The 13,898-nt window shown below is 48.6% G+C and carries 13 protein-coding genes; 2 read left to right on the top strand and 11 right to left on the bottom strand.

The window, feature by feature from the left end:
- Nucleotides 1-7: 7 nt before the first annotated feature.
- The gene (locus KQI_RS0100140; RefSeq protein WP_010344609.1) at nucleotides 8-808 is read right to left on the bottom strand and encodes a DUF1836 domain-containing protein; all 801 of its coding nucleotides are present in this window, start codon (nucleotides 806-808) and stop codon (nucleotides 8-10) included.
- Nucleotides 809-1,014: 206 nt separating this feature from the next.
- On the opposite strand from KQI_RS0100140, the gene KQI_RS0100135 reads away from it, so the two are divergent.
- Both KQI_RS0100135 and bacA read left to right on the top strand, forming a co-directional pair.
- A complete protein-coding gene (locus tag KQI_RS0100135) occupies nucleotides 1,015-2,388 on the top strand; it encodes a hemolysin family protein (RefSeq protein ID WP_010344608.1) in 1,374 nt (457 codons plus the stop codon).
- A gap of 63 nt (nucleotides 2,389-2,451) precedes the next feature.
- On the top strand, nucleotides 2,452-3,249 hold the full coding sequence (gene bacA / locus KQI_RS0100130; protein ID WP_010344607.1) for an undecaprenyl-diphosphate phosphatase: 798 nt from the start codon (nucleotides 2,452-2,454) through the stop codon (nucleotides 3,247-3,249).
- Between the two features lie 145 nt (nucleotides 3,250-3,394).
- Here bacA and KQI_RS0100125 read toward each other — a convergent pair whose 3' ends face one another.
- The 10 genes from KQI_RS0100125 to KQI_RS0100080 all read right to left on the bottom strand — a co-directional run bounded on the left by KQI_RS0100125 (nucleotide 3,395) and on the right by KQI_RS0100080 (nucleotide 13,867).
- Nucleotides 3,395-3,721: a thioredoxin family protein gene (locus tag KQI_RS0100125; RefSeq protein WP_010344605.1), complete on the bottom strand. Its 327-nt coding sequence runs from the start codon at nucleotides 3,719-3,721 to the stop codon at nucleotides 3,395-3,397.
- Between the two features lie 106 nt (nucleotides 3,722-3,827).
- On the bottom strand, nucleotides 3,828-4,760 hold the full coding sequence (locus KQI_RS26475) for an aldo/keto reductase (protein WP_010344604.1): 933 nt from the start codon (nucleotides 4,758-4,760) through the stop codon (nucleotides 3,828-3,830).
- A gap of 146 nt (nucleotides 4,761-4,906) precedes the next feature.
- Nucleotides 4,907-5,650, bottom strand: a complete 744-nt coding sequence (locus KQI_RS0100115) for an alpha/beta hydrolase (protein ID WP_010344603.1) — start codon at nucleotides 5,648-5,650, stop codon at nucleotides 4,907-4,909.
- A complete protein-coding gene (locus KQI_RS0100110) occupies nucleotides 5,647-6,633 on the bottom strand; it encodes a siderophore ABC transporter substrate-binding protein (RefSeq protein WP_010344602.1) in 987 nt (328 codons plus the stop codon). The genes KQI_RS0100115 and KQI_RS0100110 overlap by 4 nt, the downstream gene beginning before the upstream one ends.
- Nucleotides 6,634-6,645: 12 nt before the next feature.
- Entirely contained in the window at nucleotides 6,646-7,404 is a 759-nt protein-coding gene (locus KQI_RS0100105; protein WP_010344601.1) for an iron ABC transporter ATP-binding protein, read from the bottom strand.
- On the bottom strand, nucleotides 7,398-8,348 hold the full coding sequence (locus KQI_RS0100100; RefSeq protein ID WP_010344600.1) for an iron chelate uptake ABC transporter family permease subunit: 951 nt from the start codon (nucleotides 8,346-8,348) through the stop codon (nucleotides 7,398-7,400). The genes KQI_RS0100105 and KQI_RS0100100 overlap by 7 nt, the downstream gene beginning before the upstream one ends.
- Nucleotides 8,338-9,291, bottom strand: a complete 954-nt coding sequence (locus KQI_RS0100095; protein WP_010344599.1) for an ABC transporter permease — start codon at nucleotides 9,289-9,291, stop codon at nucleotides 8,338-8,340. The genes KQI_RS0100100 and KQI_RS0100095 overlap by 11 nt, the downstream gene beginning before the upstream one ends.
- Nucleotides 9,292-9,572: 281 nt before the next feature.
- The gene (locus KQI_RS0100090; protein WP_010344598.1) at nucleotides 9,573-10,988 is read right to left on the bottom strand and encodes a M20 family metallopeptidase; all 1,416 of its coding nucleotides are present in this window, start codon (nucleotides 10,986-10,988) and stop codon (nucleotides 9,573-9,575) included.
- A 19-nt stretch (nucleotides 10,989-11,007) separates the two neighbouring features.
- Nucleotides 11,008-12,270 carry an amidohydrolase gene (locus KQI_RS0100085; RefSeq protein WP_010344597.1) on the bottom strand — a complete coding sequence of 421 codons (1,263 nt, stop codon included), beginning with the start codon at nucleotides 12,268-12,270 and terminating at the stop codon, nucleotides 11,008-11,010.
- Nucleotides 12,271-12,352: 82 nt separating this feature from the next.
- Nucleotides 12,353-13,867 carry an AbgT family transporter gene (locus KQI_RS0100080; protein ID WP_010344596.1) on the bottom strand — a complete coding sequence of 505 codons (1,515 nt, stop codon included), beginning with the start codon at nucleotides 13,865-13,867 and terminating at the stop codon, nucleotides 12,353-12,355.
- Between the last annotated feature and the right edge of the window lie 31 nt (nucleotides 13,868-13,898).

The raw sequence follows: 13,898 nt of genomic DNA, 5'->3' as shown, positions 1-13,898 counted from the left end.
TCCTGATCTAACCTTGAAAGTCCAGAAACAGCGTCGCATTCACATACCGGCGTGCCATGGACAAGAAATAACTGTTTTGCACCGCTACCGCTGCTACCAGCAACGTATTACGTACCGCCTCACGCTGGTTGGAGGTCAAAGACGGTAACCGACTGGTGTATTGATCTGCCGCCTGAACCAGCAGTTCCTCTGTGGCACCTTCCTGACGCTGCTGCACTGTACTAAAATTTCCGTTTTCCTTTGCATGTCCAACTCCTGTCACATCCAGCAATTGATCTCCATTCGCATCCAGCTCCTCAAACAAAGTTGAATACGCGGCGTACAAATCCACGGGCTGAATCAGATCATCTGCATCATCTTCCGGCTGTTGGAACAGGATATGAAATAGCTGCCGAATGGATTCAAAATCAAGGCATGATTTTAAATCCTCTACAATGAGCAAAATGGCTGCCTGGTTGACCGAGTATTTTTTGCCGATCTTCGGAGCGCCGAGAAACTCCTTGAAATCACGTTTGACCCAATTTTGCATGGAGGCCAGTGAGACATGGCTATACTCGACCAATTGACCTAGAGAAACGATCTCCTGCAGTGAAAAGGCGGCGCTGTGCTTGCCCTTGATGATTTTATCCAGCACAGGCGTCACTTCCGTGTACAAAAATGTCGGCATCGTGCTGCCGGCACGGTCGAGATGACTATGAGTGCGTCTCCAGGCCTCCTGAAGAACGGCCAAAGGCTGCAATTCGCGGCGACCTTCCATGGCCAACAGCAAATGGGCCATATCACGGCGAGTGAGGGTAAAAGACTCCATCTGCTTTCCTCCCTTTATCACATTTCAAGTTCATTTGAACTCATCATACGCCCTCGAACTAGGCTTGTAAAGTGAAGCAATGAGCCGTGCGGATTCTATTATGCCCTATTTTCTGTGCAAATTGGAGGCAGGTGACCTGCCACGATTCCATATGAACCTTGTATATTTTCTTTTAAGTTCTTAAAATAAGTTCAAGTGAACTTAAAATGGAGTTCATTAAAAAATTGAACGAAAAAGGGATGAGTGAAAATTATATGGGTATAGGTGTCAGTCTATTTTTGTTTGCGGTGTTGATATTATTTAGTGCTTTCTTCGTAGCTACCGAGTTTGCGATCATTAAAATCCGTTCCAGCCGGGTCGATCAGCTGGTAGCGGAAAACCGTAAAAATGCACTGGCGTTGCAAAAGGTCGTCAATAATCTGGATGGCTATCTGTCCGCCTGTCAGCTTGGTATTACGATTACAGCTCTGGGACTCGGCTGGCTCGGTGAACCGACCGTGGTCAAATTGCTGGAGCCTCTCTTTCAACAGCTCAACATCAATGGGGATTTTTCACATATCCTGGCCTTTATTATTTCATTTATCATTGTAACTTACCTGCACGTGGTGATCGGTGAACTGGCTCCCAAAACATTGGCTATCCGCAAAGCGGAAGCAATCAGCCTCTTAACCTCCCCCGTTATCGTGTGGTTTAACCGGATTATGTATCCGTTTATCTGGCTCCTTAACGGCTCGGCCAACCGTCTGGTTCGTCTGTTCGGTCTTCAACCGGCAAGCGAACATGAAGAAGCGCATTCTCAGGAGGAAATTCAAATCATTTTGTCCGAAAGCGTGGAAAGTGGTAAGATCAATAACACCGAATATGGCTACGTGAATCGGATCTTTGCTTTTGACGAGACCGTTGCCAAAGAAATTATGGTGCCACGTACAGATATGGTATGCTTGTTTACGAATCGCTCGCTGAAAGAAAACATGCTGACTATTCATGAAGAACAGTATACCCGTTTTCCGGTGGCGACAGACAGCAAGGATCAGATCATCGGTATGATTAATACCAAGCAGCTGTTCCTTGAGTATGATCGCAATCCGGAGCTTGTTTTCGATAGTCTGATTCAGCCGATCTTGACCGTTCCCGAGGTTATGCCCGTTAACACGCTGCTGAAACGCATGCAGAAGGAGCAGGTTCATATCGCTCTTCTCGTCGATGAATACGGCGGAACCTCCGGTCTCATTACCATTGAGGACATTTTGGAGGAAATTGTTGGCGAAATCCGAGACGAATTTGACAAGGATGAACGGAAGGAAATCGAGAAATTGACGGAGAACAGTTATTTGATGGATGGTAAAGTATTGCTTTCCGATCTGAGTGATTTGACTGGCATGGCATTGGACAATGAAGACGTGGATACTGTCGGAGGGTGGGTGTATAGCCGGGTTCCAGAACCGAGACAGGGCAAGGAATTCATAGAAGATGATGTGAAATTTATCATTCGTGAAATGGGTAAAAATCGTATTCGTCGGGTGGAAATTATTTTACACCAAAAATCTCCGATATCGGAATTGGAAACGGAATCCAAATGACATATTTTAGGGCAAACGACCTGAGTCGTTTGCCCTGTACGCGTGTAAGGAGGAACTAGTAAAGTGGATATTTTATCATCTATTATTATGGGAATAATTGAAGGGCTGACAGAGTTTTTGCCGGTCTCTTCGACGGGTCACATGATCCTGACGGCTGATCTTCTCGGGTTAAATACAGAGAATGATACGGTCAAAACGTTTGAGGTCATCGTGCAGTTAGGTGCTGTAATGGCGGTTGTCGTATTGTATTGGCGCAGATTCCTGAGTTTGTTTGATTTCAGACGCAGAACCTCATCCCAGCCACGCCTTAATCTGCTGCATATTATTTTGGCCATGATCCCTGCGGGACTGATTGGCGTGCTGTTCCGTGATGTAATCAAGCAATACCTGTTTGGTCCTGAGACCGTTTTGTATAGCTTGGTTATCGGGGGCCTGCTGATGATCGCCGCCGAGAAATTTCATCCACCTATTAAATCACAAACCATCGATGACATTACGTACAAACAAGCATTTACGATTGGTTTGTTTCAGGTCCTAGCTCTATGGCCAGGCTTCTCCCGTTCAGGCTCAACCATGTCCGGAGGCCTATTCGCACGTGTAAGTCATACGGCAGCGGCTGAATTTACATTTTTGGTATCTGTTCCCGTCATGCTGGGCGCATCAGGCATTGATATGATCAAAAGTATGGATCATCTTTCTATGAGCGATTTTCCAGTGTTCGCGGCCGGCTTTATTACTGCATTTATCGTCGGGATGCTGGCGATCAAAACATTCCTTGGTCTGCTCAAACGCTTGAGTCTGACCTCATTCGCCATCTACCGCTTCGTACTGGCGGCTGTGTTCTTCTTCATTATTTTGTAAGCCATTATTTGTTGCTTTATATTCAAAAAGGGATATCCGCGTGGCATGAATCATCTGCCCTTGGATATCCCTTTTTTATTTTGCTGAAATGATATTTGCTAAAATGATACATATGTTCATTCCATGCTTGAAGCCTGCGTACAGATTATTGTTTGGATTCCAGCGTAGTCAGGTATTCGGAAACTTGAGCTGGCGTTTTGGCATATTTGCTGTGCAGATGTGCAATTTTTTCGCCGTTGCGGAAAACGAGCAGGCTTGGAATGCCACGTACCTGATTTTCCTCGGCAATCGGCTGGAATTTCTCGGCGTCGAGCGCAAAGAAGCGCTTATCTGCGTTTTTCTCGATAATGCCGTCCATGAATTTATCCAGTGTCTTGCAATCCGGGCACCAGTTTGTATCAAATTTCACGACGGTCAGACCGTCACCGTTAATCAAATCCTGATATTGCTGCTGTGATTCGATGCGTTCCATGGGTGTGTCCCTCCTAGGGTATATTTTATGAACGTCTCCATATTCATCTATGGATGATAAACCTGAGCTTATTCTTATATTGTAATGATTCTCCCATATATTGCAACTAGAGCGAGTACACGTTTACCGTATCAGCGGTACTGCGCATCATAACGATTGGCCCGGCTGATTTGTTGTAGGGTCGCTCCTGCCCGGTTAATGGCGGGATATCCGCTGCTGCGGTATTATGCTCCAATTGTCCCAATGAGCTTGCCCCCGGGATGACAGCCGCAACAGCCGGATGAGACAGGCTGTAACGGATAGCTGTCTGCCCCATGCTGCGATCTGCCCCTGCGAATGTCTTTAATTGCTTTCTCACGTCCAGCAGCTCCGCTTCCTCATAGTCCAGATAGCCCTTCGCTGCCTTTTCTCCCCCGCCGTCAACCAATACGCCGCTCGCAACTGGCCCGCGTGCAATCACGCTAATTCCCCGTTCCTGCAGCAAAGGCAGCACCTCTTCCTCTGCACGCCGATCCAGCAAACTATATTGATTCATAACACTGACGATATTCGAGCGTTGGGCATACTCGCGAATGACGTGAGGACGAATCGAAGAAATGCCATAATAGCGGATAACGCCCTCACTTTTGAGCTGTTCAAAAGCCTCAATCGTTTCGTCCATTGGATCGTCAATCGTTCCCCCATGAAGCTGGTACAGGTCGATATAGTCCGTTCCAAGGCGACGCAGACTCTCTTTGACCGCAGACAGGATGTATGGCTTGGATGGGTCCCATCCCCAGCCCTCCTGCCCCGGTATACGCCGATTGCCAACCTTGGTCGCCAGGATGACATCCTGCCGTCGCCCACGGATCGCTGCCCCGACAATTTCCTCATTGCGCCCGTGATGATACAAATCGGCTGTATCCAGCAGATTTATACCCCTATCTAACGCTTCATGTATCAGATGAACCCCTTGCTGCTCCTCCGTGCCAATGGACATACATCCCAAGCCAATCTCGCCTACCAGCAAATCCGAAGATCCCAGACGGTTTTTTTTCATGTATGGGTTCCCTCACTTTCATTAACGTGTAACATCAAATTTTGAATATTATTCTATTATACGCAAAAAATAACCCCAAAGGGCATAGAGACTCCACGATCTCCAATCCTTTGGGGTTATTGCATAAAGTCCGTATTCCATTTGTGCTATCGAAACAACCATTTGATGGCCTCGGGGAATTGATGCTGGAAAAAATCCACTCGATGCACCGCATCCTCTTCCAACACGAGAAGAATATCCTTTTCATCAAGCCCCTGTCCCAGTAGCGCTTCACGTGCCTGAAGGGTTAACGAAACCATATCTTTCTGCACATTCGTTTTCCCCTCACCTTCACGCGTCCCGACGGATACGTAAAATTGGTGTGTACCAACCGCTCCAGTTGCAAAAGAAGCAGACTGCATATAGCCGATCATGCCCGGATACCAATAGGAGCCTGAAATCGAGCCGATGCGCCCAAATACGTCCGCATATCGAAAAGCGGCATACATAGAAATCAATCCGCCCAGCGAGGCGCCGATGATTCCTGTATGCTCCAGTCCGGTTTGAACCGGAAATTCCGCCTCGACGTATGGCATGACTTGTGTCACTATAAATGCCAGATAAGCATCTCCACCCCCGCCAAAGGCAGGTCTTCCTTCTACTAGAGCCGCCGCCTGCCAAGGTGTATAATCATCCAGCCGATTGACGGTCTGAATGCCTACCAGCACGACACGGGGGAGCTCCCCCGCAATAAAACGCCGCTCCAACTCATCCAGACTGCTTAGAAATAATGAGCTGCCATCCTGTACATATAGTACAGGATACAGCTCATTTTCATTCGTGGAGACAGGAGGTGTATAGATGTGTAAAAGATAATCATCTAGTACAACATCATCTATATGCCCTCTCATTTCAGCGCAGCGTCGATTTCCTTGATCATTTCAGACACAGATTCCAGACCGTTGCCTGACAAATACCAGTAGTTTGGATCAAGATAAACAATATGGCCGTTTTTATAAGCGTTCGTTTTCTTCACCAATTCATTTTCAAGCGTTTGTTTGCCTGAAATCTGTTCCTTGCCTTCTTCTACCACCACAGCTCCGCGGTCTACGACAAAGATATAATCCGGATTTTTTTGCTGTACATATTCAAAAGATACCTTTTGTCCATGCGTGGATACTTTAATGTCAGGATCTACAGGTGTGACACCAAAAGCATCATGAATGATACCAAATCGGGATTGTGAACCATACGCGCTCAGGCTTCCTTCGTTCGTCAGTACGATCAAGCCTTTGGCTTTGCTTGCTACAGCCTTGTCATGTACGGCCTTGATGGAGCTATCAATCGCAGCCAGTTCCTGTTTGGCAGCATCCTCTTTGTCGAAGATTTGGCCCAGCGTTTCAACATTTTTCTTGAAAGAATTCACATAATCCTTGGTGTCTACAGCGAGCGAAATCGTGGGTGCAATTTTGCTTAGTTCTTTGTATGCATCTGCCTGTCTGCCCCCGATGATGATCAATTCAGGAGACAAATCACTGATTTTCTCGTAATCCGGTTCAAACAGCGTACCGGCACTTGCATATTTGGAATCCTTATATTTGCTCAAATACGTAGGAAGATCCTGCTGTGCTACCGCCGCAACATCCACCCCCAGCTTGTCCAGCGTATCCAGCGCACCAAAATCAAAAACGACGACATTTTTCGGATTAACCTTGACCTTAACCGGATTTTCATCCAGTGCATGCTTGACCTCGATCGTTTTGGCTTCGGTTGTTGCAGCAGAGGATGAGCCGTTACCCGTCGTCTCCTGAGCAGCCGGAGCTGCTTTACCACAGGCTGATACAATCAGCACCAACACCAGCATCAACGTGAGCAGCATCATATTTTTCTTCATTTGAATTCCCCCTTATTTAAAATACACACAAATTTTATGATTACCGATCTGTTGAATCGGAATATCCATATCGTACAAATCCTGTAATACCTGGCTGTCAATCATCTCATCGGCGGTTCCTTGCTTTAGCAGCCTGCCGTCCTTCATGCCCACAATATAGTCCGAATAACAGGAAGCAAAGTTGATGTCGTGAAGCACCACCAGAATCGTTTTGCCCAGATCATCCACCAAATTGCGCAATGTCTTCATAATCTGAACCGAGTGCTTCATATCCAAATTGTTTAGCGGCTCATCCAGCAGTATGTAGTCCGTGTCCTGAGCCAGAATCATGGCAATGAAAGCCCGCTGCCGCTGTCCACCACTAAGCAAATGAATGTGCTTGTCCTTCATATCCTCCAGCCCCATATAAGCCAGGGACTGCTCTACCATTTTGCGATCCTCGCTGTTCAATCTTCCCTTGGAGTACGGAAAACGACCGAAGCTCACCAGTTCCTTCACGGTTAGGCGGATATTCACATCATTCGTCTGTTTTAAAATAGATATTTTACGCGCCAGCTCCTCGCTTTTGGTCAAGCTTATGGCCTGTCCATCAATGAGGATTTCTCCCTCATCGCTGTCTGTCAGGCGGCTGATCATCGACAACAAAGTGCTTTTTCCCGCGCCATTAGGCCCGATAAAGGAGGTAATGGTGCCTTTTGGGACGGTGACGGATACCTGATCCACCACATTTTTATTCCCGTAGCGTTTGGATACGTTCTTGACTTCTACCATGATTTATTTTCCCGCAGCAAAAGGTACAGGAAGTACACCCCCCCGATAAAGTTAATAATGACACTGAGCGTTGTCGTTAAGTCAAAAACCCGCTCTGCCAGCAGCTGGCATCCTGCCAAAGCAATCACGCTAACACAGATCGAGGCCGGAATAATATAGCGGTGCTGATAGGTTTTCATCACTTGATAAGCCACATTCGCCACAATCAACCCGAGAAACGTAATCGGTCCGACAAGCGCTGTGGAAATGGAAATGAGAATGGCTACGATAATCAGCAGTCTTTTGATGATAAAACCGTATGGAAGTCCCAGGTTAATCGCATGCTCCCGCCCAAGTGACAGCACATCCAGATACTTGATGAACCTCCATGCATAAGCGAATACAAGCACAAGAATCACGACGGATAGCCACAGCAGCTCGGTATTCACATTGCTGAAGCTGGCAAAGCTTTTGTCCTGAATTTTGGCAAATTCGTTCGGGTCAATCAGCACTTCCATAAAGGTGGACAGGCTATTGAACAGCGTACCGAACACCAGACCAATCAGCAAAAGCACATAAATCCCGCGCCCATCCTTGCGAAAAATTAATTTGTACAGCAGACCCGCGAACAGCACCATCAAGCCTACGGACAACAAAAAATTCAGCTCTCTGCTGGTCGAAATGAACGGCACCGAGCCAAACGCAAACACAATGGTGGTCTGAATCAGCATATACAGTGAATCCAGCCCGATAATACCCGGAGTCAAAATCTTGTTATTTGTGATCGTCTGGAAAATAACCGTTGCAAAAGCAATCGAGCCACCTGTCAGGATGAAGGCTGCGATCTTTTTCAATCGTCGCGGCAGCGCGTAGTGCCAGGTATGCGGAAGATCTACAAACACAAAAGCAACAATCAGCAGCAGCGCGGCAGCAGCTAATATTCCGATTTTTAATTTAGGATTCATAGGCCCTTCTCCTCAACAGCAAATACAAGAACAGCGCGCTCCCGATCACACCCACGGTAAGCCCTACAGAGATTTCATACGGATAAATGATGACCCGTCCCAAAATATCGCAAAACAGCACAAAAACGGCGCCAAGAGTCGCTGTATGAGCCAGGCTTTTCTTCAGATTATCCCCCATGTACATGCTGACCAGATTGGGTACAACCAGCCCCAGAAAGGGAATCGTCCCCACGGTTAAGATGACAACAGAGGAAACCAAAGCCACAATCACCAGACCAACGTTGACGGTGCGCCTGTAATGTACGCCCAAATTTGCCGCAAAATCCTCGCCCATGCCTGCAATTGTGAAACGATTCGCATAGATGTACGCCAGCACAACCAAAGGAACACTAAGGTACAGCATCTCGTAGCGACCGCTCATAATCAGAGAAAAATCCCCCTGCATCCATGAGGAAATGCTCTGGATCAGATTGTATTTATAAGCAAAGAAGGTCGTCACTGAATTCAAAATGCCCCCGAACATCAAACCAACCAGCGGGATAAATATCGGGTCCTTGAAACGAATCTTATCCAGTATTTTCATAAAAACAAGTGTCCCGGCAAGAGCAAAACTGAAGGCCGCCAGCATCTTTGTCCAAAATCCGGCTGCTCCAAACACCATGATCGCAACCAAGACACCCAAGCGTGCCGCATCCATCGTCCCTGCAGTAGTAGGCGATACAAACCGGTTCCGGGTAAGCTGCTGCATGATCAGCCCGCAGATGCTCATACTCGCTCCTGCAATAATAATGCTGATCAAGCGTGGAAGTCTGCTAATCAGGAGCACCTGCGCCTGATCATCGGTCAAGCGGAACAAATCGAGCGGAGTTACATCATGAACACCGATAAAAACCGAGGCAAAGGCCAGTACCAGAAAAGCCAGTATTAAATAACGCAATTTCATGTTCTAACCAAGGGAGCCTGTTCTCCATAACCCTGTACCAAGCTTCTGCCCTGTCCTCCCTCCAATAATGATAATCATTATCAAAAAATCAACTAGGATAAATTATATCAGCCATCTCTTATCTGTCAAATTTTTTTGAAAGGAGTACAACATGCAAAAAAAGCCGCCGGGAGCATCCCGACAGCTTGATCAAGTCTATGTTAAGGCATAAAAAAAGGGATCTTACTGCTTCCACTCTTCTCGCAAAAGCCCCATTCGAATCGAATCATAATAGTGTTTCACTACTGAACTCGCACCTTATTAGCCCCGGGCTTGATTTCCGGTGGTATCGGGCATACATATGGCTGATCGCCGAGTCTGGCCCGCAGGTCAGCCTGCGCCATCGCTACCAGCTCCGGCTGCTCCAGCAGCTCGGCGGCTGTAGCAGCCATAACCTTGGCGGCATGCAGCATGCCCTTGTGGCCGATGGAGGTCGCACCTGAGGCCACCCACTGCCACGTATGCGCCTGTGTTCCTACAGGAAAACAAGCGGTCGTGCACTGTACGGTCGGCGTAATCCAGCTTACGTCGCCGACATCGGTTGACCCGTACAACGGCTCGGTGCCTGAATATGGCTGAAGCATATCGTCCACATCCTTCCCGCGCAACCCCGGATATTTGACCACGATTCCTGCGCGCTCCTGCTCATCCAATGTCGTACGTATTTCGGCGGCATAGGCCAGTTCTTCCGCCGTAAATTCCGGTACGCCCAGTTGCCCGAACACGCGGTACATGGTCTGCTCCAGCACCGGGCTAGGCATCAGGTTGGAGCATGCCTTGTCGAATACGATTTCAACCTCCGTCCCTGTCATCAGTGCCGCTCCGCGAGCAATATCGCAGACCCGGTTGTAAATATGCTGCACCTGCGACGCTTGCGGTGCCCTGATCAAATACAGCACTTCCGCATTCGCCTGCACCACATTAGGTGAAAAGCCTCCGCCGTTCGTGATCGCATAATGCAGACGCGCGTCCTGCACAATATGCTCGCGCAAGTAGTTCGCACCGATGTTCATCAACTCAACGGCATCCAGTGCACTTCGACCTAGATGAGGAGCGGCGGCGGCATGTGCGCTTTTGCCTTTAAAACGAAAATAGACCTGCACATTGGCCAATGTGCTCACAGACATAATGCTGTTATAGTCCATCGGATGCCAGCACAGCGAAAAATCAACATCATCAAACAATCCTGCGCGCGCCATAAATGCCTTGCCCGAGCCACCTTCTTCACCGGGACAGCCGTAGTAACGGACTGTTCCCGACAATCCGCTTTGCTCTATCATATTTTTAAGCGCAACTGCTGCCGCCAAGGAGGCCGAGCCGAGCAAATGATGACCGCAGCCGTGACCGTTGCCCCCCTTTTCTACTGGCTCCTGCCGGGCAATGCCTTTAAGCTGGCTGAGTCCTGATAAAGCGTCATATTCTCCGAGAAATGCGATAATAGGCTTGCCGCTGCCATAGCTCCCGATGAAGGCCGTTTCGATACCGCCCACACCGCGCTCTACAGCGAAGCCCTCCTCTTCCAGACTACGGCATAACAGCTCGACAGATTGGTATTCCTCGAAGCGTGTTTCTGCATACTGCCATATTTGCTCGCTGATGCGAATGATTTTATCCCGTTGTCGTTCAATATCTTCGGATAATAGCTCTATATGCTTCATGACTGGTGTCCCACCTTTCTCAACGAAGCGTCCGTTTGGCCAGCCGTTCCAGCAGCTCTACGCTACGTGAAAGCACCTCTTCCTGAATATCAAACTCCGGATGATGGTGAGGGGCGGGCAGGTCACAGCCGATGATCATATACGTGCCCTTTCCTCCCAGCTCCTGCACACGCCGAATCATGTAGCTGGCATCCTCACTGCCCAGCGAGCTGGTCTGCCCCATCGCTTTCTGAGTCACGAAGCCCTCAATATGCTGCGCTTCCTCTGCTGCCATTTCCGCCAATTCCGGGCTGCATACAATCGGGATTGCGCCTCCGATGACGCGAATTTCATGCTCCAACTCATGCATTCCTGCACTATGGGCTATGATATTGCGTACCCGTCTCTCCAGCTCTTCATTCGTCTGCTCATTCACCGAGCGTGTTTCGATGATCATACGCGCGGTTTCAGGTATGATGTTGGCGGCTGTGCCACCTTCCAGCACACCTACGTTAATACGTGTCTCCCCGGTGCTAAAGCGGGGCAGCGAATGAATGTTCAACAATGCGGTGGCCGCGCCTAGCAGGGCATTATTCCCTTTTTCCGGCGAGGAGCCCGCATGTGACGCCACACCGCGAAAGCGTGCCTCCAGCTTGGTGGACGCCAGAAAGCCTGCCGAGCTGCCGTGAATTTCACCCAACGGTACATCACAGCCCAGATGCTGGCAAAAAAGCGTGTCTACATCATCCAGCATTCCTTTGCGTACCATAGCATATGCACCTCGAACGCCCTCTTCCGCCGGTTGAAAGATCAATTTCACCGTGCCCGCAAACTGACGGTCACTTAATCGCTCGGCCAAGCCGAGGCCAATCGTCGTATGTCCGTCATGAGCGCATGCATGCATATGACCTTCGTACAGTGAACGGAAGCCCTCGGCCTGCGGCACATGCCGTGTTTCTGTGCTTTCTGTAATTGGAAGCGCGTCCATATCGAACCGGAACGCAACGGTAGGCCCTTCCTGCACCCCCCGCAGAATACCAACAACAGCCGTATATCCGCCCTTCATGTGAACGGCAATTTCAGGGTCCGCTCCATCCCGCAAAGCCCGCTCATAAGCCGCCTCCAGTACCTCCTTTTCCGGCAAACCGCGCACGGAGCTTGGTTCCATCGCGTCCTGTCCATAAATAACCTCGTAGCCGAATTGCCGCAGCAAGCCTACAACCTTGGATGCTGTTCGGAATTCAGTAAAGCCCAGCTCAGGATGACGGTGCAAATCCCGGCGCAGCTCGATCAGATCTAACATATATACCACCTTACCTTTTATATGAAATAGTAGAATTTACAAAATCGCATGTTTCAATTATGACAGACGATAACCGTTCTAACTAGGATAATTTGGGATATACACCCGGCCCAATTGGTAGACCCAGCAGATACCAAACCACAACCAGAAGTGTCCATACAATAAAGAAGAAAATAGGATACGGGAGAATGAGAGAGTAATAGGTGCCGAGTTTTGCATCCTTTTTATACTGCTGAAGAAAACCGACAAACAAAGGAATAAACGGAGATACCGGGGCCAGCGGAATGACAGAGGAATCCGCCACGCGGAAAATCATCTGCGCAAAAGCAGGGTGATAGCCCAGCACCATAAACATCGGTATAAATACAGGTGCAAGCAGCGACCAAATGGCCGAGCCACTGGCAATGAACATACACAGGAATGCCGACAGGAAGATCAGACCAACGAACACGGGCACGCCCGTCAGATTGATTTGCTCTAAAACATCCGTAATGTACAATGCGATAAAACGCCCCATATTACTCCAATTGAACATGGCTACAAACTGGGACAGCGGGAAAACCATAATAATGAATCCTGCCATATCCTTAATTGGATGGACAAGCAGCTTGGGGATATCGTTCTGCTCCCGGATCGCTTTTGTCGCGATGCCGTAGGTGATAGCTACAGCGAAAAAGAACAACAGGATCACCGGGACAATTCCTAACAGAAACGGCGAACCCATCATACCTCCCGTCTCCGGGTTACGTAAAATCCCGTTAGCTGGAACAACCATCACGGCTATAGCGGCAATGTACACTAAAGCAGCAATTCCGGCAGCACGCAGCCCTTTATTTTCACGGGATGACAGCTTTTCCAGCTTAAACGGGCTCTCCCCGCCTTGATACGTACCTAGTCGCGGTTCCACAAATTTATCTGTAATCAAACCGGCCAGCAGCGTAAGTACAATTACGGAAGCCATCATAAAATACCAGTTATCCAGCACACTCACAGAAATCGCAGTATTGACCGACTTGGCTACCTCGGTGCTGATACCGGACAAAAGCACGTCTGTCGATACAATCAACAGGTTTGCTGTAAACCCGGAGCCCACACCTGCAATAGCTGCCAGCAGACCCGCTACAGGATGACGTCCTACGGCCAGGAAAATAAGCGCGCCCAAAGGAGGCATGATGACGAGAGCAGCATCCGAAGAAACGTGGCTGAAAAAGGCAACAAATACAACCAAATAGCTGGCGTAGCCGGGACGCACGACGAGCGCTATTTTACGAATGACAGCCTCCAGCAGCCCCACCTTGTCGGCCAACCCAATGCCTAGCATCAGTGCCAGAATAGAACCTAATGGAGTAAAGCCGGAAAAGTTTTTGACAATGTTGGGCAATAACCATTGAATGCCTTCGGTACTAAGCAGGTTTTTGACCTGTACCCGTTCATGGCTGATCGGATCAACGGCGGAGGCATGAAAGACAGACAATACAGCAGTGCCTACTAAAAGAAGAAGAATCAAATAGACAAACAGTAAAAAGGGATTTGGCAGCTTGTTGCCTACTTTTTCGACCCATCTGAAAATGCCAGTTTGTTGCTCTACGTTTTCCATGTTTGTCCCCCTCTTGGCGCGATTAAGCGAA

The sequence above is a fragment of the Paenibacillus peoriae KCTC 3763 genome (assembly GCF_000236805.1).
Classification (GTDB): domain Bacteria; phylum Bacillota; class Bacilli; order Paenibacillales; family Paenibacillaceae; genus Paenibacillus; species Paenibacillus peoriae.
Note: the sequence above shows the minus strand (reverse complement) of the source record. Positions and strands in the feature narration are given on the sequence as shown.